Annotated in this window: 24 protein-coding genes; 14 read left to right on the forward strand and 10 right to left on the reverse strand. The window is 63.9% G+C overall.

Translation table 11 applies throughout. The features are described 5' to 3' along the window. From AWB75_RS32220 to AWB75_RS32255, 9 genes are all read left to right on the forward strand, one after another. A partial coding sequence (locus tag AWB75_RS32220; RefSeq protein ID WP_235012337.1) for a CoA transferase occupies positions 1-524 on the forward strand: 524 nt, incomplete at its 5' end. 153 nt (positions 525-677) lie between these two features. Continuing rightward, positions 678-1,820 carry an acyl-CoA dehydrogenase family protein gene (locus AWB75_RS32225; RefSeq protein ID WP_061128056.1) on the forward strand — a complete coding sequence of 381 codons (1,143 nt, stop codon included), beginning with the start codon at positions 678-680 and terminating at the stop codon, positions 1,818-1,820. Between the two features lie 82 nt (positions 1,821-1,902). After that, on the forward strand, positions 1,903-2,400 hold the full coding sequence (locus tag AWB75_RS32230; RefSeq protein ID WP_061128057.1) for a MaoC family dehydratase: 498 nt from the start codon (positions 1,903-1,905) through the stop codon (positions 2,398-2,400). A gap of 11 nt (positions 2,401-2,411) precedes the next feature. Next, complete coding sequence (locus AWB75_RS32235; protein WP_061128058.1) at positions 2,412-3,623, forward strand: thiolase family protein; 1,212 nt, start codon at positions 2,412-2,414, stop codon at positions 3,621-3,623. A gap of 19 nt (positions 3,624-3,642) precedes the next feature. After that, positions 3,643-4,071 carry a Zn-ribbon domain-containing OB-fold protein gene (locus tag AWB75_RS32240; RefSeq protein WP_061128059.1) on the forward strand — a complete coding sequence of 143 codons (429 nt, stop codon included), beginning with the start codon at positions 3,643-3,645 and terminating at the stop codon, positions 4,069-4,071. 102 nt (positions 4,072-4,173) lie between these two features. Next, positions 4,174-4,629: a CoA transferase gene (locus AWB75_RS39560; protein ID WP_407642190.1), complete on the forward strand. Its 456-nt coding sequence runs from the start codon at positions 4,174-4,176 to the stop codon at positions 4,627-4,629. Then, positions 4,593-5,183 carry a CoA transferase gene (locus AWB75_RS39565; RefSeq protein ID WP_407642191.1) on the forward strand — a complete coding sequence of 197 codons (591 nt, stop codon included), beginning with the start codon at positions 4,593-4,595 and terminating at the stop codon, positions 5,181-5,183. Before AWB75_RS39560 ends, AWB75_RS39565 begins: the two co-directional genes overlap by 37 nt. Before the next feature lies 1 nt (position 5,184). Continuing rightward, a complete protein-coding gene (locus AWB75_RS32250) occupies positions 5,185-6,333 on the forward strand; it encodes a CaiB/BaiF CoA transferase family protein (RefSeq protein WP_061128060.1) in 1,149 nt (382 codons plus the stop codon). Positions 6,334-6,454: 121 nt separating this feature from the next. Next, positions 6,455-7,384 carry a LysR family transcriptional regulator gene (locus tag AWB75_RS32255; RefSeq protein ID WP_061128061.1) on the forward strand — a complete coding sequence of 310 codons (930 nt, stop codon included), beginning with the start codon at positions 6,455-6,457 and terminating at the stop codon, positions 7,382-7,384. A 98-nt stretch (positions 7,385-7,482) separates the two neighbouring features. On the opposite strand, the gene AWB75_RS32260 is transcribed toward AWB75_RS32255, so the two are convergent. The 5 genes from AWB75_RS32260 to AWB75_RS32280 all read right to left on the reverse strand — a co-directional run bounded on the left by AWB75_RS32260 (position 7,483) and on the right by AWB75_RS32280 (position 13,754). After that, positions 7,483-8,664: a CaiB/BaiF CoA transferase family protein gene (locus tag AWB75_RS32260; RefSeq protein ID WP_061128062.1), complete on the reverse strand. Its 1,182-nt coding sequence runs from the start codon at positions 8,662-8,664 to the stop codon at positions 7,483-7,485. A 161-nt stretch (positions 8,665-8,825) separates the two neighbouring features. Continuing rightward, complete coding sequence (locus AWB75_RS32265; protein WP_061128063.1) at positions 8,826-10,790, reverse strand: AMP-binding protein; 1,965 nt, start codon at positions 10,788-10,790, stop codon at positions 8,826-8,828. 16 nt (positions 10,791-10,806) lie between these two features. Further along, positions 10,807-12,012, reverse strand: coding sequence for an acetyl-CoA C-acetyltransferase (locus tag AWB75_RS32270; RefSeq protein ID WP_061128064.1), 1,206 nt, complete (start codon positions 12,010-12,012; stop codon positions 10,807-10,809). A 92-nt stretch (positions 12,013-12,104) separates the two neighbouring features. Further along, positions 12,105-12,854 (reverse strand): SDR family NAD(P)-dependent oxidoreductase, encoded by a 750-nt coding sequence (locus AWB75_RS32275; protein ID WP_061128065.1) that lies wholly within the window; start codon positions 12,852-12,854, stop codon positions 12,105-12,107. A 24-nt stretch (positions 12,855-12,878) separates the two neighbouring features. Beyond that, on the reverse strand, positions 12,879-13,754 hold the full coding sequence (locus tag AWB75_RS32280) for a MaoC family dehydratase (RefSeq protein ID WP_061128066.1): 876 nt from the start codon (positions 13,752-13,754) through the stop codon (positions 12,879-12,881). A gap of 241 nt (positions 13,755-13,995) precedes the next feature. Between AWB75_RS32280 and AWB75_RS32285 the strand changes: the two genes are divergently transcribed. The 4 genes from AWB75_RS32285 (at position 13,996) to AWB75_RS32300 (ending at position 17,182) form a co-directional block, all read left to right on the forward strand. Beyond that, positions 13,996-15,147: an acyl-CoA dehydrogenase family protein gene (locus AWB75_RS32285; protein ID WP_061128067.1), complete on the forward strand. Its 1,152-nt coding sequence runs from the start codon at positions 13,996-13,998 to the stop codon at positions 15,145-15,147. Between the two features lie 18 nt (positions 15,148-15,165). Further along, positions 15,166-15,369, forward strand: a complete 204-nt coding sequence (locus tag AWB75_RS32290; protein WP_061128068.1) for a hypothetical protein — start codon at positions 15,166-15,168, stop codon at positions 15,367-15,369. Positions 15,370-15,516: 147 nt separating this feature from the next. After that, positions 15,517-16,386, forward strand: a complete 870-nt coding sequence (locus tag AWB75_RS32295) for an IclR family transcriptional regulator (protein WP_061128085.1) — start codon at positions 15,517-15,519, stop codon at positions 16,384-16,386. Between the two features lie 7 nt (positions 16,387-16,393). Next, entirely contained in the window at positions 16,394-17,182 is a 789-nt protein-coding gene (locus AWB75_RS32300) for an IclR family transcriptional regulator (protein WP_061128069.1), read from the forward strand. A 42-nt stretch (positions 17,183-17,224) separates the two neighbouring features. Here the strand turns inward: AWB75_RS32300 and AWB75_RS32305 are convergent, their stop codons facing one another. From AWB75_RS32305 to AWB75_RS32320, 4 genes are all read right to left on the reverse strand, one after another. Next, positions 17,225-18,415, reverse strand: a complete 1,191-nt coding sequence (locus AWB75_RS32305) for an acetyl-CoA hydrolase/transferase family protein (RefSeq protein WP_235012339.1) — start codon at positions 18,413-18,415, stop codon at positions 17,225-17,227. Positions 18,416-18,593: 178 nt separating this feature from the next. Continuing rightward, a complete protein-coding gene (locus AWB75_RS32310) occupies positions 18,594-19,166 on the reverse strand; it encodes a DUF2889 domain-containing protein (protein ID WP_061128070.1) in 573 nt (190 codons plus the stop codon). A gap of 129 nt (positions 19,167-19,295) precedes the next feature. Then, positions 19,296-20,096: an IclR family transcriptional regulator gene (locus tag AWB75_RS32315; protein ID WP_061128087.1), complete on the reverse strand. Its 801-nt coding sequence runs from the start codon at positions 20,094-20,096 to the stop codon at positions 19,296-19,298. Positions 20,097-20,131: 35 nt separating this feature from the next. Further along, positions 20,132-21,004, reverse strand: coding sequence for an IclR family transcriptional regulator (locus tag AWB75_RS32320; protein WP_061128071.1), 873 nt, complete (start codon positions 21,002-21,004; stop codon positions 20,132-20,134). Between the two features lie 274 nt (positions 21,005-21,278). Here AWB75_RS32320 and AWB75_RS32325 point away from each other — a divergent pair, with 274 nt between their 5' ends. Then, the gene (locus AWB75_RS32325; RefSeq protein ID WP_061128088.1) at positions 21,279-21,686 is read left to right on the forward strand and encodes a YybH family protein; all 408 of its coding nucleotides are present in this window, start codon (positions 21,279-21,281) and stop codon (positions 21,684-21,686) included. 38 nt (positions 21,687-21,724) lie between these two features. Here the strand turns inward: AWB75_RS32325 and AWB75_RS32330 are convergent, their stop codons facing one another. Further along, complete coding sequence (locus AWB75_RS32330; RefSeq protein WP_061128072.1) at positions 21,725-22,720, reverse strand: LysR family transcriptional regulator; 996 nt, start codon at positions 22,718-22,720, stop codon at positions 21,725-21,727. Between the last annotated feature and the right edge of the window lie 17 nt (positions 22,721-22,737).

Consider the following 22,737-nt stretch of genomic DNA (forward strand, 5'->3'; position numbering starts at 1 on the left):
CAATCGGAATCTGGTGCTCTCCGCTCGCGCGGCGTAGCGCCAAACTCGGCAGTCTCCGACAAAGCCGGGGCGGTTCAACTGCCGACGGCCGCTGGCTCAGCATCGGCTCGAACGAGGCGCGCTTCTGGCGCAATACGCTGGCGATGCTGGGCTTGCGCGAAGAAGAGATGCCTGACCAGCACGATCGTTCCCGCTGGCCGGAGATGCATGCGAAATTCGCCGCGATCTTCCGAACGCGTACCCGCGACGAATGGTGCGCGCTCGCCGAGGGCCGCGATGTCTGCATCGCGCCGGTCATGTCGCTGGCGGAAGCGCCGGACCATCCGCACTTGCGCGTGCGACAGACGTTCGTCGAACGCGACGGAGTAATCCAGCCCGCGCCGGCGCCACGCTTCAGCAGAACGCCCGGCGAGATCCAGTCGGCGCCTGCGCTGCCCGGCGAGCATACCGACGAGGTGCTCGGCGACTGGGGATTTACCGCCATCGAACTCGAGACGCTGCGGGAGGCCGGCGCGATCGCGTGACATCGCCGCGGCCGTATGGGCGGCAGCCGATTTCGATATTTCGAATCGTCACTTCAGAAACGGTCAGTTGGTTTGCGGCGCGTGAAGTCATAAGCTCGTTCCACGATGAACATGCGGCTGCTTCAGCAGACGTCAACACATGGAGCGAAGACAATGGCTAACTTTCTCGACGAATCGCAAACGATGTGGCTCGAAACCGTGAACAAGTTCATGGACAACGAGATCACGGTCGAATACGTGCGCAAGTGCGACACGAACCGCGACTACCCGTACGAAGCGTATGAAAAAATCGCGAAGCAAGGTTGGCTCGGCATCCTGATTCCGGAAACCGAAGGCGGTTCGGGCGGCGACATCTTCGATTATTCGCTCATGGCCGAAGGGCTCGGCAAGTTCGGCTTCGACTTCGCATGCTCGGTGCTGGTGCCGACGTTCACCGCGATGAACATCATCAAGTTCGGCACGCCGGCGCAGAAGAAGCAATACGTGCAGCCATTCATCGACGGCAAGATCCGCTTCTCGGTGTCCATCTCCGAACCCGATGCAGGCTCCGACGCCGCGAACACGAAGACGCGCGCACGTCGCGACAGCAACGGCGACTGGATCGTCAGTGGGCAGAAGCTCTGGTGCAGCGGCGCCGCCGCGAAGGACACCGTGATCGCGATGCTGGTGCGAACGAGCACGGATGACAAGCACAAGGGCCTGTCGGTGCTGCTCATTCCGAACGACACGCGGGGCATGGTGATCAACAAGCTGCCGACGTTGTCGCGTCACGCGACGGGCACGACCGAGATCTTCCTCGACGAAGTGCGCGTGCCGGCCGATGCGCTGCTGGGCGAAGAAGGGCAGGGCTGGAAAATCATCACCGAACACCTCGAACTCGAACGTTGTGCGGTGGCCGCGGCTTATACGGGCAATGCACAGCAGGCCGTCGCGACGGCCACACGTTACGCACACGATCGTATTCAGTTCGACCACCAACTGTACGACTTCCAGGTGATTCGCCACATGCTCGCCGACTGCCAGACCAAGGTCGACGCCGCGCGCCTGCTGTGCTACCGCGCCGCGCGGATGGCAGCCGATCACGTGCCGTGCAGCCGTGAAGTCTCGATGGCGAAGCTGTATGGCTCGGAAACGCTCAAGGAATGCGCGCTGTCCGGCATGCAGATTCTCGGGGGCTACGCGAATCTGCCGGAAGCGGACATGGAGCGTTATCTGCGCGAGAGCATCCAGTCGACGATCGGCGGCGGCACGTCGCAGATCCAGCGCACGATCATCGCGAAGTCGATGCGCCAGTAACGTCTTTCCCTCTGTCGCCGGCGCGGTGCGTTTGACGCCGCCGCGCCACATCCCGGCATTCAACTGATCAGGAGACCTCGCCATGAGCGGCATCAACAACAGCATCAACATTCCCCTCGACGAACTGGAAGTCGGCATGAAGTTCCGCTCGCCCGGCCGCACCGTGACCGAAAGCGACGTCGTGATGTTCTGCATGTTCACGGGCAACTGGATCGAGATCCACTCGAACAAGGAATATGCGGAGAAGACGCGCTGGGGCGAGCGCATCGTGCAGGGCATGCTGACATTCTCGCTGATCTCCGGCCTCTTGCAATTCGGCCCCGCGATCCAGGCAAATTATGGCGTCGACAAGATGCGCTTCCTGAATCCGGTGAGGATCGGCGACACGGTCTACGCGAGCGCCGAAGTCATCGCCAAGAAGGAAAAGGACGACAAGTTCGGCGTCGGCACGATGCTGATCCAGGCGTACAACCAGCGCGGCGAAGTCGTTCAGCGCAGCGAATGGAGCCTGTTGATGCTGCGCAAGCGCGCGGACCTCGATGCGCTGATCGCCGAAGCGCAACCCGAGTTCAAGGTCTGAGGAGCGCAGCCATGACTCCTCGTCCGGTTGCGGCGATCGTCGGCATGGGCGATGCCTATGCATCGCGCGCGAATCGCAAGGATCCGCTGCAGTTGGCCGCCGAGGCAACGCTCGACGCGCTTGCCGAAGCGGGCATCCGCAAGGATCAGGTCGATGCGGTGTTCACGGGGCGTTCGCCGTGGGCCGACAAGCGTTCGCAGTGGAGCAACATCTTCATCTCGCACATGCAGATGCCGGTGACGATCACGAGCGAGGTGACGATGCACGGCGCGGGCCTGACGTCCACGCTCGCCATCGCTTCGCAGATGATCGCGGCGGGGCGCGCGGAGTATGTGCTGTGCCTGCAGAGCGACGCGACCGAGTTGTTCGTCGACGCGGTGGCGATGGGCGCGGAAGCCGATGCCGATCCGCAGTTCGAGATTCCGTACGGCCCGACGATTCCAGCGCTGTACGCGCAGGCCGCGCAGCGCTACTTTCACGAGTTCGGCATCACTGAAAGCGATCTCGCCGACGTCGCGATCGCGAACCAGCGTTGGGGGCGTCTTCATCCGCACGCGGCGAAGGCGAAGTTCGGCGAGATCGATCGTGCGACGGTGCTGTCGCCTCCCTATGTCGCGACGCCGCTGCGCCGCTGGATGTGTTCGACGTGGGGCGGCGGCACTGGTGGCGCGTTCGTCGTGACGTCGCCGGACAATGCGCGCAATGCACGCGATCCCGTGTATCTGCTCGGGTACGGATCGGCGACGACGCACGAATACCTGACCGACCGGATGAACATGCGTCATTGCCGGTACGAAAGCCTCGGCGCATTCCCGAACCTGACCACCACCGCCACGGCCGAAGCGGCGCGGCAGGCCTATGCGATGTCGGGGCTGGCGCCCTCCGATATCGACATGGCTGAGATCTCGGTGAATTTCGCGCACATGGGGCCGATCGTGATGGAGGACCTGGGGTTCGCGAAGAAAGGGCATGGCATTGACCTCTATCGCGAAGGACGAACCGGTGTCGACGGCGACCTGCCGACCGACACGAACGGCGGCTGGCTGTCGTTCGGGCAACCCGGCATCTCGTGCAACATGGACAGCATGATCGAGGCCGTCCGGCAACTGCGTGGGAAGGCACTGGGGCTTGCGCCCTCGCGCCGTCCCGAGACCGTGCTGGTGCAGGGCGCGGGCGGGATGCTGGCCGCCGGCGCGGTGGTGCTGTTGTCTACCGCAACGTGATACCCGATCGAGAGCTTCCATGACCGAAACGCATTCGCCGCATTTGCCACATTCCTGGCCGCAGCCGTACCGGCTGCTCGATGCGCAACCTTACTGGGATGCGCTGGCAGAAGAAAAGCTGACGTTTCAGCGCTGCACCTCATGCAGCGAAGCCGTGTGGCCGGCGCACTCGTTCTGCACGCACTGCGGTGCGAAGTCGCTCGACTGGATCGAGTCGTCCGGCCGCGGTGAGATCTATTCGCACAGCACGGTTCTACGCGGGCCGACGCCCGTGTGGGCCGAAATCGCGCCGTACACGGTCGGCTTCATCCGGATGGACGAAGGCTACTACCTCTTCGCGCAGATAGACGAAGCACCCGAAGCGATCCGGATCGGGCAGCGCGTCGAAGTCCGGTTCGTGCAGCGTGGCGCACAGAAGCTGCCTGTGTTCGTACTATCGTCATCCTGACGGCTGCGTGCGGCGCCGGAAAATCGGCACCCGGCTGGCCGTTCATTCACGGAGGAGACATCGTGAAAAGGCTGAACCCCCAACCCGTCGACGGAGGCTGACATGGCCGGACCACTGGACGGTGTGCGCATACTCGACCTGACGTCGAATTTCATGGGCCCGTATGCATCGCTGTTGCTGGCGGACATGGGCGCCGACGTGTGCAAGATCGAATCGCGCGACGGCGACACCACGCGCAACATCGGGCCCAGCCGCAATCCCGGCATGGGGCCCATCTTTCTGCATCTGAATGGCAACAAGCGCAGCCTCGTGCTGGACCTGAAGCGCCCGGACGGCATCGCAGCGCTGAAGCGAATGACGCAAACCGCCGACGTGCTGCTGTACAGCATGCGTCCGCATACGATGGTCGGGCTCGGCGTCGGGTACGAGGATGTGCGCAAGCTCAACCCCCGCATCATCTGCTGCGGCGCATTCGGGTTCGGGCAAAACGGCCCCTATGCGACGCGCCCGGCCTACGATTCGTGCCGCCGATCGGGGACTGGGGCCATGCGCGGATGATGAATCCGGATCGTCGTCCGTATCGCACGCGCGATGGCTACATCGGCGTGAACGTGTACGCGGACCATCACTGGAAGCGTTTCTTCGCGCTGTCCGGGCATCCCGAGATGGCCGAGGATCCGCGCTTCAACAACATCGGCGGGCGCACCGAGCATATTGCGCAGTTGTATGCGTTTCTCGCAGAAGTCTTCGAGACGCGAACCACGGCCGAATGGGTGAACACGCTGACCGAAGCCGACATTCCGGTGATCGAGATGAATACGCCTGAGACGGTCATCGACGATCCGCACATGAAAGCGGTCGGCTTCTTCGCGGAGCAGGATCACCCGTCCGAAGGGCGGATCCGCACGCTCGGCATTGCGCAGCAATGGAGCGAGAGTGTGCCGGAACTTCGCCATCCGGCGCCGCGGCTCGGCGAACACTCGGTGGCGTTGCTGACGGAGTATGGCTTCAGCCGTGCTGAAATCGACGGGATGCTGCGTTCCGGCGGCGTTCATGCGCCCGAGACGAATGCCGTGCCGCAATCTCAAAACGTACTGGATCAGGAGAGTTGACATGTTGCGCGATCTGCCGCTGTCGGGTGTCGTGGTGGTCGAACTGAGCGACAGCGCGTCGGCGCCGTTCGCCGGAAGGATCCTGGCGGCGCTGGGCGCCGAGGTGTGGAAGGTCGAGCGCCCCACAGGCGATTCGGCACGCGGTTGGGGGCCGAGCGAGTGGAAGGGTAGCGGCGCCGCCTATCACGGCCTGAATCGCGGCAAGCGCGCGGTCTCGATCGATATCAAGGATCGTGAGCAGCTCGCGACGCTGCATCGGCTGATCGCGGAGCATGCGGACGTGTTCCTCCACAACCTGCGGCCGGGCTCGAGCGCGCAATACGGGCTCGACGCCGACAGCCTGCGCGTAACCAAGCCGGAACTCGTCTACTGCGAGATCGGTGCATTCGGCCATCTCGGGCCGATGAACACGCTGCCCGGCTACGATCCGCTGATGCAGGCGTTTTCGGGGATCATGAGCATTACCGGCGAGGACGGGCAAGCGCCGGTTCGCGCCGGGGTGTCGATCGTCGATTTTGGTTCGGGGTTGTGGGCGGCCGTCGGGATCCTTTCGGCGTTGTATCGCCGTCAGGTCAAGCATTGCGGCGCGACCGTCAACGGATCGCTGCTGGAAACGGCGCTGGCATGGATGACGGTCAATGTCGCGAACTACAGCGCCGATGGCGATATGGGCGGCCGGCACGGCTCCGGTGTCGCATTCATCGTGCCGCATCGCGCGTACTCGGCGAGCGACGGCCATCTGATCATCAGCGCCGCGAACGATGCGCTGTTCGCGAAGCTGTGCGCGGCGCTGGATCACCCCGAGTGGGCGCTCGACGACCGGTTCGCGACGAATGCGGGGCGGCTCACGAACCGGACGGAGATCGATCGCCTGATCGGCGAGCGACTGGCGACCGATTCCCGCGCGGCCTGGCAGGCGAGGCTCCAGGCGGCCGGCGTACCCGTGGCGCCGATCCACACCACGGCGGAGGTGCTCGGGCATGCGCAGACGCATGCGCTCGGCATTATCGAAAAACCGTCGGACGACGAGATCGGACTCGTCGGGTTGCCGCTGTCGTTCGACGGCAAGCGCGCGCCGCCTTTGCATGCGGCACGGGACATCGGTGCCGACAACCCATTGCTCGAAACGTTGCTCGATTCGAGCCGTTGAGCGACTCAGGAAAGACCCGGGATGTCGCATCTCATAAGATAATCCTGATACGGATCTCGCGCGGCGCGCTACGTCGGTCGCGGGTTCCGACAACGTCATAAAGACGTGCATGAGGGGAGACATGAGTACTTTCAATCGCCTGCATCTGATCCGGCAGGTCGATCTGCTCACCTTGAAGCTGTTCTTGTCGGCGGTCGAGGAACAGCAGATCGGGCTGGCGGCGATTCGCGAAAACGTGGCCGCATCGACGGCGACCAAGCGGATTCAGGATCTCGAGGACGTTGCGGGAATCAAATTGCTCGAACGCGGCCCGAAGGGGGTTGTGCCGAGTCCCGCGGGGGAGGTCCTCGTCCGTTATATCCGCCGGATCTTCGACAATCTCGACGGCATGCGTGCGGAGATCGCGTCGTTCACCGACGGCATGCGCGGCGAGCTGACGATTGCGTCGGCGCGCTCGATCATCGTGCCGTTTCTCGCGCGTGAAATAGGCGACTTCCAGCGCGAGTATCCACTCGTGGACCTCGTAATCAGCGAACTCGAGAATGCCGAAGTCGTGCAGGTGGTCGCGCGCGGCGAGGCCGACGTCGGCGTATTCGCGGCTGCGCACAAGCTCGATCTCGGCGGTGTCGACGTGACGCCGTACCGGCAGGATCGCCTGATTGCCGTCGTTCCGCAGGGACACCCACTCGCCGGGCGCGCGAGCGTCACGATCGAGGATCTGCTGGAGGAAAATCTGATCGTGGTTGGCGCGATGCTCGGCGCGATCCAGGCGGCCGCGGGTCGACTCGGCAGAGCGTTTCAGCCGCGATACGGCGTCCGTAGCGCAGGGGTGGCCGTCAGTCTGGTGCAGGCCGGGCTCGGTGTGACGGTTCAGCCGGAATGCCTGGTGAGTCATGAACTGTTCAGCCGTGTTGCCGTGCTGGACCTGACGGAGCCGTGGGCCGTTCGACGCGTACAGATCGCGACGGCACGCGGTCGTGAGTTGAACCCGATCGCACGCGCGCTGATCGAGCAACTGCTCGATCAACCGGGAGACACGCGGGACGTGTGAGGGATTGTCGACACGCGCCCGCCATCGTCATGACATGCGTTGGCCCGATCGCGTCGACTTCGCCCGCATTCTTTCGGACCGCGTGCACATGCGGCCGGTCAGACGATCTTGCGCGATCGCAAATCGGCGACCCTCTGCGCATCGAGTCCGAGCCCCGCCAGAATTTCGTCGGTGTGCTCGCCCGTCAGCGGCGGCCGCGTATGGATTTCCGGCGGCGTGCGTGAAAGCGAGACGGGCGTGGCGAAGATCGGCACCTTCTTCGGCGCGCCGGGGTAGTCCATCCAGTGGATCACACCGGCGGCCTTGATGGTGTCGTCCTCCAGCACCTGGCGCGGCGAGTTGACCGGGCTGGCCGGAATGCGTGCCGCTTCCAGCGCGCTTAGCGCCTCGGCCTGGGTCTTGTCCGCGCACCATCGGCTCATGAGATCGCTCAGGATCTCGCCGTTTTCGCCACGCAGCGTATCGTCGGCAAAACGCGGATCGTCGAGCAGTTCCGGCTGGCCTACCAACCGAGTCCAGCGCTTGAACATCGGCCGGCCGATGACCTGGGTGATGAACCATCCGTCCCTGGCTTTGAAGATGTCGGAAGGCGCATAACTTGACGCACGATTCAGCGTGGCCTGGCGGTCAAGGCCGAGCAGTGCTTCCTCGATCAGCGCGCCGCTTGCCATGTTCAGGCCCGTGCACAGCAGCGAAGCGGTGACTTCCTGACCCATGCCGCTGCGCTGACGTTCGTAGAGCGCCAGCATCACGCCGAGTGCGCAGGAAAACGCCGTGGCGAAGTCCACCACAGGCACCATGGCCTTTTGCGGCCGGTCAGGCGTGCCCGCGATGTACACGGCGCCGCTCAACGCCTGGCCGACGCCATCGAAGCCCACCCGGTCGCGCACGGCCTCGCTGTTGCCGAACGCGTTGGCGGCGACGAGGATGATGTCGCGCCTGATCTCGCAAAGGCTTTCGTAATCCAGACCCAGGCTCTTGAGCGTGCGTGGCGGCATGTTGGCGATCACCACATCGGCATCGGCCACCAGCTTGCGCACGATTTCCCGCCCCTCGGGACTATCGAGGTCGAGCGTCATGGAGCGCTTGTTGCGGTTGACTTGCAGAAACAGTGCGCCTTCGCCCTGTTCGGTCACGGGCACGATGAAGCGGTCTTCGCCGCCGCCGACGCGGTCGATGCGGATGACGTCGGCGCCATAGTCGGCCAGCAGCGCCGAACAGAACGGCCCGGCGATGAAGCGTCCGAAATCGAGGACCTTGATGCCTTCGAGTACTTTCATGTCTGGTTCACGTTTAAGTCGGTGGCACGCGGGATCGACGTTCGATCACGTAGCCGTTCCAATTGCGCCTCGCGCGCGCAACCGCCGTTGGATCGTCAGGCAGATGCCGGTTTCTCGGACTGGCAGGGCTCATGACAGTCCGGATTCCGACACTGCACGAGTCAGCCGGAGTTCGCCGCCGTGCGCACTTCTTCGAGCGCGGCCGGATTGTCCAGCGACGACAGATCGCCCGGCGGCAGCCCGCAATACACGCTGCGAATCACGCGGCGCATGATCTTGGAGCTGCGTGTCTTCGGCAGTTGAGCGACGACATGCACGTGGCCGGGGCGGAACGGCCGGCCCAGGCGCTTGTCGACGTGGCCCGAGACGATCGCCTCCAGATCGGCCCCGGCGACGCCCGAGCCGGGCTTCGGCACGACGAAGACGACGAGCTTCTGCCCTTTGTCGGCATCGGCCACGCCGATTGCGGCGGCTTCGGATACGTCGGACAGTTCCAGCACGACTTCTTCCACTTCGGCCGGTCCCAGGCGCTTGCCAGCTACCTTGAGCGTGTCGTCGGAGCGCCCCATCATGAAGTAGTTGCCCTCGGGCGTGCGCAGCGCAAGATCGCCATGCACCCAGATTCCGGGAATGGTCTGCCAGTACGTTTCCAGATAGCGCTCGTCGTCGCGCCAGAAAGATTGCGTCATGCCGACGAAGGGCGCCCGGATCGCCAGTTCGCCCACAACGCCCGTCACGCTCTGGCCATCGGAATTGACTACGTCCGCGGCGACGCCGGGCGACACCGTGTTGAAGCCGCTCGATGGAATCGGACGGACCGGCACGCTCGCGAGCAAGGCGCCGGAAGCCTCGGTGCCGCCCGTGTAGTTGATGACGGGCGCCGTGCCGTCGCCGAAGCGCTGCAGGAACCAGTTGAAGTGCTCGGGCGCGATGCCTTCGCCTGCCGTGATCAGCAGGCGGACGGTGGAGCGGTCGCCCTTGAGCGCGAGGTCTTCGTGGCTGGCCATGCCGCGAATCAGCGTGGGGGCCGAACCGAAGTGCGTGACCCGGTGGCGTTCGACCACGCGCGACATGCGCGACCAGTCGGGATAATCGGGGGCGCCGTCATAGCACACCAGCGTCGCGCCGCGCAACAGCGCGCAGCCGAGCACCAGCGTGCCCGCGATCCAGCCCATGTCGGCAGGCCAGCAGTAGACGTCGCCGGGATGCACGTCGAAGTGAATCAGCGAATCGTGCGCGATCTTGATAGGAAAGCTGCCATGCGTGTGCACCACGCCCTTCGGCTTGCCGGTGGTACCGGATGTGTAGATCACCATGAACGGAGTGTCGGGCGTGACACTAACCGGATCCGTGCCTTGCCCCTTTGCCGTGGTCGCGGTTTCCTGCCAGTCGAGGTCGCGAGGATCCTGCGCGGTTTCGCCCTCGACGCGTTTCCAGACCACGTGTTCGAGCAGCGGCAACTGGCGCCATGCGTCGCGCAGCGCACCTTCCACGTTCACGCGCTTGGTGCGGCGCGCAAAGCCCGTGGACGCGATCACGATGCGGGCTTCGGCCGCCGACAGGCGCGCGACGATCGCATCGACGCCGAAGCCGCTGAACAGCGGCACGACCAGCGCGCCGAGATGCACGATGGCCAGCAGCGAGACGGTCGCTTCGATGCCGTTTTCCATCAGCAGGCCGACGCGTTCGCCCTCTCTGACGCCGTGCCGCGAGAGGCCCGCCGCGAAATCGCGAACGCGTTGCTCCAGTTCCGCGTAGGTCAGCGTGCTCACGCTGCCGTCCTCGCGTTCGGCCACCACCGCCTTTTGCTGTGACGTCGCAGGGTGACGGGCCCACGCATAGATCGTGTTGACCCAGTTGAGCCTGCCGCCCGGGAACCAGCTCGGAAACTGCGGGCCGCGCGAGAGGTCCGCATAGCCGCCCGGCGGCACATCCCACGCGATCGCGCATTCGTGCATCACGGTTTGCCAATAGCGCTCGGGCTCCGAAATAGACACGCGCATCAGTTCGTCATACGAAGGCACGTCCAGCGCGCGCATCAGCTTGACGATGCCGGCGTTCTGCAGTTCGCGCTCGCCCGGCTGCCAGATGTGGCTGGATAAATGGCCGGCTTCGAGGTTGCTCATGATCGGTCTCCTGCCTTCAGGCGCGTTCGAAAATCATCGCGATGCCCTGGCCGCCGCCGATGCACATCGTCTCCAGTCCATAACGGGCCTGGCGGCGCTGCATCTCGTGCAGCAGCGTGCTCATGATGCGTACGCCCGTGGCGCCCACAGGATGGCCCAGCGAGATGCCAGAGCCGTTCACGTTGAGCTTTTCTTCCAGCGCTTCCATGGAGCTGCCCCATCCCTTGACGCAGGCGAGCGCCTGACACGCGAAGGCCTCGTTGAGCTCGATCAGGTCCATCCGGTCGAACGTCAGACCGGTGCGCGCAAGTACTTTCTGTACGGCGGGCACTGGACCGATACCCATGCGCGCCGGGTCGCAGCCCGCGGCGGCCCAGCCGACCAGCCAGCCCATCGGTGTGAGGCCCAGTTCGTCGAGCTTATCTTCGGCCACGATCAGGCAGGCAGCGGCGGCGTCGTTCTGTTGGCACGCGTTGCCCGCAGTAACGACACCTTCCTTTATGATGCTACGCAGCTTGGCGAGGCTGTCCGGCGTCGTCTCGCCACGCACGCCTTCGTCCTGCTTCACGATCAGCGCATCGCCCTTGCGTTGCGGCACCGCGACGGGAACGATCTCCGCATCGAAATGTCCGGCTTGCTGTGCGGCGGCCGCACGCCGATGGCTGCGCGCGGCGAAGCGGTCGGACGCCTCGCGCGTGATGTCGTACTCGCGCGCCAGCGTTTCGGCGGTCTCGATCATGCCGCTGATGCGGCCGAAACGGCTCTCCGGCTGCGAACGTTCGCGGCCGCGGTCAAGACGGTCGTGCATCTTCACCGTGCCCGCGCGCTTGCCCCAGCGCATGTCGGTCGTGTAGTACTCGACATTGCTCATGCTTTCCACGCCGCCCGCCATCACCACGTCGGCCGTGCCGGTCTGCACCATCATCGCCGCCGTGGCGAGCGCCTGCACGCCGCCGCCGCAGCGCCGGTCCAGCTGCATGCCGGCCACCTCGATCGGAAAGCCCGCCTGAAGCGCCACCCAGCGTCCGGTGCACGGCGTCTCGCCGCTGGCATAACTTTGCGCGAACACGACGTCGTCGATGCGAGCGGGATCGAGCCCGGTACGGTCCACGATGGCGCGCGCGACGCCGGCGCCGAGTTCCTCGACGGGAACGCCCTTCAACGTTCCGCCGAACGCGCCCACGGGGGAGCGCAGCGGGGAGACGATGGCTGCTCGTTTCATTTCGAATGCCTCTTCAATGTCATCAATGTTCCGCCGCCATCGCTCGCCTGTCGCGCGCTGGCAGCTATCGTTCTCGATCTTGCGTTTCGCGATCAGCCGTAGCGTCCGCCCGTCACATGGAGCACTTCACCGCTGATGAAGCCCGCGCGCTCGCTGGCGAGAAAGGCCACCGCGTCCGCGATGTCGTCCGGGCGTCCGACGCGCTTGATCGGCTGGGCGGCCACGGCGCGCTCCTTGATCGTTTCGTAGGTCGGCAGCGCCTGCACCATTTCCGTTTCCATGAAGCCGGGCGCGACGCAGTTCGAGGTGATGCCGTAGCGGCCTTCTTCCATCGACAGCGCTTTGGCCATGCCGATCAGGCCCGCCTTGGCAGCGGAATAGTTCGCTTGCGTGGGGTTGCCCAGATACGCGCGCGAGCTTATGTTGATCAGCCGGCCCCAGCCCTGATCGATGAAATGCGGCATGACGGCCCGGGCGGCCAGAAAGGCGCCCTTGAGCATCACGTTCATGACGAAATCCCAGTCGTCCGCGCTCATCTTCACGAGGTACTTGTCGCGCGGGGCGCCGGCGTTGTTCACGAGAATGTGCACGCCACCGAAATGGGCGACGGTTTCACCGACAAGACGCTGGACGTCGGCTTCGCGCGTGATATCGCCCGCGATGCAGTGCGCGGTCAGTCCTTCGTTTTCCAGCCCCTTCGCTGTGGCTTGCGCCAGTTCGGCGTTGATGTCGGTGATAACGACCTTCGCGCCCTCTTGTGCAAGACGCCGCGCCGTGGCGGCGCCCAGGCCGCGCGCCGAGCCGGTGACGATGGCGACCTTGCCGGTCAAACCGAGATCCATGTGCTTCTCCTAAGAATAAATTGGTCAGCGCAGGTCTACCCGCGCATGGTTCAGAACCACTACGTCGCGCTCGACGGCGGTGACGCGCAGAGACACCGCGTTGCCCCGCACCCACATCTCGGTACGCAGCGTGTCGCCGGGCCACGCCGGCGCCGTGAAACGCACGCGCATGCCCGCGAAGCGCGCGTCGTCGTAATCGAGCACGGTGCGCAGCACCGCGTGCGCCGCTACGCCCATCAGGGCCATGCCGTGCAGAATGGGGCGGGGAAAACCGGCCGCGGCGGCTACGGTGGGGTCGGCATGCAGCGGATTCAGGTCGCCGCTCAGGCGGTAGATCAACGCAAGCTGCTCGGGTGTCGCGAGATCGCACACATGATCGGGCGCGCCGTCGGGCATCGCATGGGGCGCGGGCGGCGCACCGGCGCTTCCGCCTGCGCCAAAGCCACCGTCTGCGCGCAATAGGCTCAGTTGCACGATGGTCGCTAGCAGGCGGCCCGTTTGCGCTTCGGTGATCTCGCGCGTCTGCTGCAAAAATGCGCCCTTGCTAGGACCTTTGTCCCACAGCCCGGTAATGCGCGTCGTGCCGTTAATGCGCCCCATGGCCGGCAAAGGTGCGTGGATCCTGATCTCTTGCTCGGCGTGCAGGATCTTTTCCCAAGTAATACCCGTGTCCGCTTCACGTGCCCAGAAACCCGGGTATGCGAGCACGTTCGCCATCGTCGGAAACGCACGAAGCGACTGACGGTCGCTGCCCTCGTAGACATACCGCAATTGCCTTGCGTCGAGCGGATCGGCCCCGATGCCCAGACCGAGGGCATAGATCTGGGTATCGCGCAGCGAGTAAGCGTGCTCGATGGGGGGAAAGTGACGGGTTAGCAAGTGATCGGCTCGGAGCGGCATGGCGAACGTGATTTCGTTTGATTCGAGTTCGTACGATGAGTCCGCTCCGTCCGACGGTCAACGCAAGCGCGACCATTGTTCCGTACCTTGGCAGACGTCCTGCCAGTCTCGGAAGTCGACGCCTGTGCGAGCCTTGCGGGCGCGATTTCAATTTCCGGAACAGTTTCTAGATTAAGGTTGTTCCGGATGGGACGCCCGGCGCAGCATCTTGTCGTCCTCCTCATTTTTTAAACGTACCGACATGATTCGCGATCAAGAAACGCTCAACGGCCTGCTCGACTCCATCGCCCGATTCGTGCGCGAGCGCCTCGTGCCCAACGAGGAGCTGGTAGCCGACACCGATGAAATTCCCGAGGATATCGTCGCTGACATGAAGGCGATGGGCCTGTTCGGCCTCACGATTCCCGAGCGCTTCGGCGGCCTGGAACTGACGATGGAAGAGGAAGTGCTCGCGGTGTTCGAACTGTGCCGCGCTTCACCGGTATTCCGCTCGCTGCTGGGGACCACCGTGGGCATCGGGTCGCAGGGCATCCTCTTCGACGGTACGCCCGAGCAACAGGAGAAGTATCTGCCGCGCCTCGCAACCGGCGAGCTGATCGCCTCCTTTGCGCTGACCGAGCCGGAAGCCGGCTCCGACGCGGCCTCGCTTCGCACGACGGCCATCAGGGACGGCGACGACTACGTGGTCAACGGCACCAAGCGTTTCATCACGAACGCGCCCCATGCGGGCATCTTCACGCTCATGGCGCGAACCAATCCGGAGGACAAGGGCTCGGGCGGCATTTCGGCTTTCATCGTCGATGCAAAGACGCCCGGCATCAGCTTCGGCAAACGCGACAAGAAGATGGGGCAGAAGGGCGCGCATACCTGCGACGTGATCTTCGAAGATGTGCGTGTGCCGGCCGCCAATCTGATCGGCGGAAAAGAAGGGCAAGGCTTCAAGACCGCTATGAAGGTTCTGGACAAGGGCCGCATCCACATCGCCGCCGTGTGTGTGGCCGTGGCCGAACGCATGTTGTCGATGGCATTGTCGTACGCGGTGGAGCGCAAGCAGTTCGGCAAGCCGATTGCCGATTTTCAGCTCGTGCAGGCCATGCTGGCCGACAGCAAGGCCGAAATCTATGCGGCCCGCTGCATGGTGGTCGACGCCGCGCGCCGCCGCGACGACAAGTTGCCGGTGAGCACCGAGGCGTCCTGTGCCAAGCTGTTCGCGTCAGAGATGTGCGGCCGAGTGGCTGACCGCGCCGTGCAGATTTTCGGCGGCGCCGGCTACATGGCCGAGTATGGCATCGAGCGCTTCTACCGCGATGTGCGCCTGTTCCGCATCTATGAGGGCACGACCCAGATTCAGCAGCTGGTCATCGCCCGCGCCATGATTCGCGACGCTAACTAACGATGAGGTGGGGACGCAATGACGGATTTCAGCAAGCGTTGTGACACACCGCAGAGCGGCGAGCAGCGCACCGTGGATGAACAGGCGATCGACGCCGGACGATCATCGGTCGGGGTGCATTCGAGCGGTGTACGGAGCGACAACGTCAACTGGGCATGGACGGGAACCACTGGCCATTACGACTGGATGGATCACGCGCCGCTCTTTCATCACCGCGACTGAGTTCCAGAGTACGGAACGTGACGACGCTTTGATTTGACTCGTTTGCGCCTCGCTCGTGTAATGCAAGGCATCGGATGGACGCATGTTGCGCGGTTCCCTTCGATGCGCGGCGTTCCGCCGAGCCAGATCGAGACAATGGAGCTATCGATGTTGCTGCAGGCAAACCGGACAGCGCTGCGTTCGTCAGTGCATGGAGACGCGAATCGGTACGATGCGCCGATCGGAGACGGTGAGAGTGCGGGCGGCGCGCACGCATCGTCGGGCATGGTCGTGCCGCTGGCGCGGAGTCTCGCGATACTGGCGGCGTTTCCACCGCACGAAGCCTGGCTCGGCAACCAGGAGCTCGTGATTGAAACGGGAATTCCGGCACCGACGATTTCGCGAATCGCGCGCTCGCTCGTGACACTCGGGTACCTGCATTATTCCCCGGAGCGCCGCAAGTATCGACTCGCCGCGCCCGTGCTGTCGCTGGGTTATGCGGCGACGGCCCATTCCAACGTGCAACTGCGTGCACGACTCGAAATGCAGGCATTTGCGACGCAGAGCGAAACTTACGTGATGCTCGGCTCGCGGGACCGTCTCGACGTGATCGTGCTGGGAACGTGCGTGAGCAAACCAGCATCCATCGATCTGAAGCTGTATGCGGGCACGCGTCTGCGCATCGCATCGTCGCCTATGGGCTGGGCCTTGCTTGCCGCATTACCGGAACTCGAACGCTTCTATCTGCTCGGGAACATCGAGCGCAAGGCGGGACGCGACTGGGCCGGCCTGCGCCGCCGTATCAGCCAGGGCATCTCGCAGGTGCATAACGTCGGTTATTGCATGTCCATCGGCGAATGGGAGCCGGACCTGACGATTCTCGCCGTGCCGCTTGTGGTTCAGGATCAGACGCCTCATGTACTCGCCTGCATCGGGCGCAGTGCCCGGCTGGGGCGTGCGCGGGTCGAACGGGAACTCGGGCCACGGTTGGTTGCGGCCACGCAGCACTTGCAGGAGCAGGCAGGCGTCATTGACTGAAGCGAACATGAACAAGACAGACATGCACAAAGGCGTGACGCTGACCGTCGAGCGCGGACTCGATGTACTCCACGCGTTTCGCGCGACCCGCGCTCCGTTGTCGAACGCGGAACTGGTGCGTCGCACGGGTCTGCCGAAAGCCACCGTATCCCGATTGACGACGACCCTGATCTCGATCGGTTATCTGCGCCGCGTGGGAGGCGGGCGCCAGTTCGAACTGAGTGCGGGCGCACTGAGCATCGGTCACGCCTATCTGGAAGCGAATGCCGTCCCGCGGCTGGTCGTGCCCGTCATGCAGCAGCTTGCCGACAAGCTGAATCTGTCGGTTGCGCTGGCGGTGCCGCATCGACTCGACATGGTGTATATCGCGTGGCGAGCGAGTTCGAACATCGCCACGCTGCGCCTAGGCGTGGGTTCGCTCCTGCCGATGGCGTCGACCGCAGTGGGGCGCGCCTATCTGTATGCACTGCCGGACGCAGTGCGCGAACCTTTGATTTCCGAGTTTCTCGCAGCGGCCGGAGACGATGCGGGAACGGTACGCGCGAACCTCGATGCCGCATTCAGCGATCTGAAGGAATCGGGTGTATGCATGTCGGTAGGCGAGTATCAGCGCAACGCGTTTGGCATTGCCTTGCCAATCGTGGTCGGCCGAACCCGCACGTTGATGGCGCTCAACTGTGGGGCGGTGGAACTGGAGCCAAACATGACGGCGATCCGCCGGCGTGTGGCGCCCGCATTGAAGGCCGCGGCGTTGACGGTGTCCAGTATCCTGAGCGACGTCGACTGCGAGCCTTGACGGAGCGCGCGGCGCGTCGCATTGTGCAAGCCTTTCGCCCGCTCAACTGCGTGCATGAGATTCGCGGGCCAGCCGTTCGCGATGATCCGGATGCGCGAGCGCAATGAGAATCGGAATGCGCTCGGCGATCGAGAGGCCGCGCAGATCGGCAATGCCGTACTCGGTGACGATTACGCACGCGTCGCTGCGCGGCACCGTCACGGGCCCTGTCACGCGCGACACGATGCGGCTGTGCCGCCCGGCAGTCGACGGCAGCGCGACCACGGGCACGCCCCCACGGCTGGTCTGCGCCGCGCGCAGAAAATCGCCGACCCCGCCCACCGCACCGACATAGGTGCCGCCGATCGCTTCGGCGTTGACCTGGCCCGTGAGATCGACCTCCACCGCCGAATTGATCGCGACGAAGCGATCGATCCGGCGCAGCACGTACGGATCATGCGTGTATTCCGTGCCGCACAGCTGGAGCGCAGGATTCCGGTGCGCGAAACGGCGCGTGCGCTCCGAGCCCATGATGACGCCTCCGGTGGTGACGCCGGCATCGTTCGTCTTCCTCGCATTCGTCACGACACCCGCCTCGGACAACGCCGCGACGCCGTCTCCGATGCTCCCGGTATGCACGCCGAGATCGCGTCTGTCGTGGAGTTGCGCCATCACCGCGTCCGGGATCGAGCCGATTCCCGTCTGCAGCGTCGCTCCGTCTTCCACCAGCGAAGCGACGTTCCGTCCAATCATCTGCTCCACCGGTCCAGGCGCTGCTGTCCGGGTTTCCGGGAACGGAGCGTCCGAGGACACCAGCAGGTCGATGTCGCCGTCCTGGAGATAAGGGCCGCCGTAGGTCCACGGCACGTCGGGGTGCACTTCCGCGACGATCGCGCGCGCGTGCCTGACTGCTTCGACCAGATACTCGCGTGCGAGCCCGAGGCTGTATCGGCCTTGTTCGTCCGGAGGCGATACCTGCAGCAGCACGACATCGATCCGCAGCCGAGCGCTGCGAATCAGCTTCGGAAGCTGGGAGTAATGCGCAGGAAGAATGTCGAGCACCCCGGCACGCGCGAGGCTGCGATTGGTTCCGCTGCCGCAGTATGCGAGGAAATCGAAGGCGTTGGCATGTTCGGGGCCGAGCACCTCGGTCAGACCGATGCCGAGGAAGATGCGGATTCGCTTCAACTGTTCGCGCTGGGCAACCAGCGCGCGCATGAGCGTCACCGGCTCCGCATGCGACTGACCCCACATCACGGTGTCGCCTGGCCGAATGAGCGCGCAGAGTTCGCGGCAGTCGCCCGGTCGGCGGTCAGGGCTCGCAGAACGCGCGATCACGGTTCCGGTGTGGTTCATGCGTGGAGGAAGTGAGGTCCGATGTTGGGTGATCCGGGGCACGAAGGGCTGCGTAACGGCACGCATTGCGATGCCGCTACATCTTCTTCAGCGTGTGGTACTCGGGCCATAGCGCCTTGACCAGTTCGCGCGACGCGCCGTACGCATGGCAGCTATCGATCTTGCGAGGCTTGCCCTGTTCGTCGCGCTCATTGAACCTGGACGGGCGTTCGGTAACCATGGTCTGATATGCGGCGCTCGCGAGTGGCCCGAGCAATTCCTTCAAGTGCGTGCACGTATCGCCCGAGGGCAGACGTTTGCGTACCTCAGTGTTCCAGCCTGGTCCGATGCGCAAGCCGACCAAAGCCTGCAGCGTGTCGCCGCCGCCCTGGCACGGTGCATACGGATGAGACCGGATGAACGTATGGACCTCGCGAACGACCATGTCCTTGTCAAACACCAGCGTAACGCCGAGATCGTGAATGGGCGCTTGAGCGGCTACCAGACGCGCCGCGCCGGGCGGCGTGAAGTCGTGCGTCTTGCGATCCACTAGACGCGCGCTTACCTCGAACAGGCCATCGTTGCGTCGATAGCCACGCATCTCGATCTGTCGTAGGTGAAGCTCTTCGCGCGTGATCGGTCCGGCAGCGAAATCCTGGTTACAGGCCATACTTCTACTCCAGTCGTGAGAACGCTCTTCACCCGTGGCGCAAGCTGAAAGTCGACCGTCGTCAGAAGCGCGCGGTCGCGGCCTCGGCTGGCCATTGACAGATTGAATCTCGAATTCACGCGCACGCAATCACACCGGCGCGGCTCTTCCGTACTTTGGAATAACGAGATGTTCGAGCAGCGACGCCAGTTCTTGCGCGGTCTCCCTGAGCGCCGGCACGACGCGCGCTCTGATCGAAGCGATGTCGCGGGTGACATCGACCGCTCCGCAACTCAGTGCCATGTCCGTCTGTGGACGACCGAGCGCGACCGGCAACGCGATGCCGTATGCGTGGCGTTGATATTCCCCGACCGCCATGCAAACGCCGTTCGCATCCAGATCGCGGAAAGACGATTCGATCGACTTCCGGAGTTCGCGAGCCTTCGGACCGGCCGCCGCCAGCAGTTGTTCGACATAGCCATTTCGCGAAGCTTCAGGCTGTTTCCAGAGCCAGGCCCGGCCGATCGCCGTCACGCCCATCGGCAGCAACGATCCCACGCCGAGTTGCAGCGTCGAAACGCCCGCGGTGTACCGGTAGGCGATGTACAGCATGTCGAGGTGATCGGGCACGGCGAGCGCGACCGAGACATCGAGCCTATCGGCAAGGCGCTGCATGAGTGGTTCGGCCACCCCCGTGATGGGATTCGTCGACAGATAAGCGTGCCCGACGCCGAACACGCCGGGCGCCAGCTCGAACTCGCGACCTTCCGCAACGCGACGAACGAATCCCACATGAATGAGCGTCGCGATGAGTCGCGACACCGATGAGCGGGACATGCCCGTTCGCTTCGCCAGCTCGCCGTTCGTCAGCGGCGCCCGATCGGCATGAAAGGCGCGCAGTAGTTGCAGTCCGCGATCGAGCGTCAGTGTTACGGGTGGGGAGCAGGGCATGCCGGTTCCGTCGTTGTGGTTGCGGTTGATGGTGCTCAAGCGCATCGCTGCGCGTGCGCTTGCAACACTTGCGCGGTTGCCACGAGCTTTGGCCCGAGTTCGAGTTCGATGCGGGTTTGAGCCATCCGAGCGGTGCGCCCAACACAGCCGAGCACCCAGGGTGGCCGGTCAGGCATGAGGACGGGTGCGGCAACACACGCGAGCTCGGGTTCCCACTCGCCATGCAGCGTGCCGAAGCCCAGTTCGCAAACTTCCGCGATCTTGTGCGTCATGCGGCGCCGGATCGAAGCAGGCAAGGTGATGCCTGTCGTACGTTCGATTTCCTTCTGCAAATAGAGCCGCTCTTCTTCCGGAAGGATGGCAAGCAGCGTCCAGCCCATCAACGAATACGCCATCTGCATCCGCATGCCCGGAAAGAGCCGCAGATCGAGCACCACGCGCTTACCGATTTGCGTCTCCAGGATGATGACGTCGAGGCGGTCGCGGGCGCCGAGGAGGACGTAGGTATCGGTCGCGTCGGCGAATCTGCCCATTTCCTTGCGCGCGAGGCGCAGCATGTCCGGATCGACGATCGCCGCATACCCCAGCGCCAGCGCTGCAGGCGCAAGCGCGTACTTCCGGCTCTCCTCGTCGTGATGCAGATAACCGAGCGTGACGAGCGAGCGCAGCAGACGCAATGCAGTCGGGGCGGGCAGGCCGGTCGCGAGCGCAATCTCGCGGTTGCCGAGCCACGCCTTGTCGGGACCGAAAACCGCCAATATCGACAGGCCGCGGGCAAGCGGCGTCACGAGGACATCGCTTTCTTCGCGCTTCACGCGGGACGGTCGGGGCCAGGCGGTGTCGACGCCGTGCGGACCGTTGCGCGAGCGCGCGCTCGCGTGCGGTGGCAGTGACCTTGCGGTTGACATGCGTGTCTCCATGATGCGGCTTTATTTTTCTCAATCCTACTATGACCGTGACCACATCGAAGGCTGCGTTGCGAGACGGCCATTCCGTGAGCAGGGCTGCTCGCGATTCGCCCGGCGACATGCGGATTCCAAAGTACGGCAGACCGCTGTCGCCGCGATTGCCGCGACCCCGCCTCCGCTCATCAAATAGAAGAACAGAAAACAGCAACCCTTGCCGCCCCATGTGAAATTCCAGTTAAATCGGATGCTTGCTGACTACTGCAGGCTTAAGGCGATGAAAGATTGGCTCGAACAAGATATCTTGAGTGATATCCAGACTCGGTGGAACATGGCTGCGCGGCGATGGGATGCACGCGCGTTGACGTCGATCTACGACGAAGATGCGTTGTTTTTCGGTGGCAGGCAAGGACAGTCGGTCGGCACGGACGAAATCCTCGCCTACTTTGAGTCGTATCGAAGTGTGATCGAATCGGCGTGTCTTACGTTTGTGGAACAACGGTTCATTCGTCTAGCGGGGGACTGCTTTCTGGCGCAGGGGTTTGGCGAGTTTGATTTCGTTTTGTGCGGCAACAAGGCGAGTCGGTCGCGATTGCGTACCACGCTCGTCATTACACGGCGCAACGACACGTGGCGCATCCGCCAACATCATTTTTCCAGCGAGCCGTTATCGCCGCCTATTTAGGCAAGCTGAAGCGCGATGGCCTGACCGATAGCGAGATTTCAAGTTCGATTCGAACTCGCAGAGGCGCGAGAGCGGCGCCCGGACTTACGCATCGCGTGATTCGAAGGGTCTTGTCTCGGTGCGCCCAGGAGCTCACGCTTTTCAAGGAGGAAATCCACGAGAACGCGCACCTTGGGAGGCATGCGCTCACGCGTCGGGACGTAAAGGTAGAAGCCCGTGAACGGCTTGCACCACTCGCGCAGCACACGAATGAGCGATCCGTCGGCTAACTCGCGGCGTACCGCAATATCGATATGCTGAACGAGACCCGCACCCTGCAGCGCCGCGCGAATCATGCTTTCGTCGTCGTTTGTGATCAGCGTTCCTTGAGGTTCGACGACGAAGTCATGGCCCTTCGCTCCGGGCCAGCTGAACTCCCATCGGAAAATGGCGCCGCTGCTCGTATGCCGATACGCCACGCAATCATGTGTCGCGAGTTCTGCCGGCGTGGCGGGAACACCGTGGCGTTCGAGATATTGGGGCGAGGCTACCACCGCCATTTCAAGCATGGGCGAGACCGGCACGGCAACCACGTGCGCCGCGAGACTCTCACCCATGCGGATACCCGCATCGCATCCCTCCGCAATGATGTTCGAAAGCCCGTCGTCCATCACGAGTTCCAGTCTTAACTGAGGAAATCGCGAGAAGAACTCGGATAGGTGCGGCTCCAGCAGATTCCGCGCGGCGATCCTCGACGTGTTGACGCGCAGAAGGCCAGAAGGCGACGCGTTCGTTTCGCCGACGTCGCGAACGGCCTGCTCGATCGCGCCAAGCGCTGGACGCAGTTGATCGAACAGCCGCTGGCCTTCTTCTGTGAGCGACATCTCGCGCGTCGTGCGATAGATCAGCTTGACGTTCAGTTGTTCTTCGAGTGCCTTCAGGCTTTGCGACAACGCTGCCCGCGAAACAGCCATCTCGGCGGCGGCCTTCGTGAAACTGCCGTGCTGCGCGATGTTGGCGAATGCGGCAAGCGAGGGGAGACGCGAAAAGTCCATCGATTCTATTGGTAAGC

Origin of the sequence: Caballeronia catudaia (genome assembly GCF_001544755.2) — a bacterium.
GTDB lineage: Bacteria > Pseudomonadota > Gammaproteobacteria > Burkholderiales > Burkholderiaceae > Caballeronia > Caballeronia catudaia.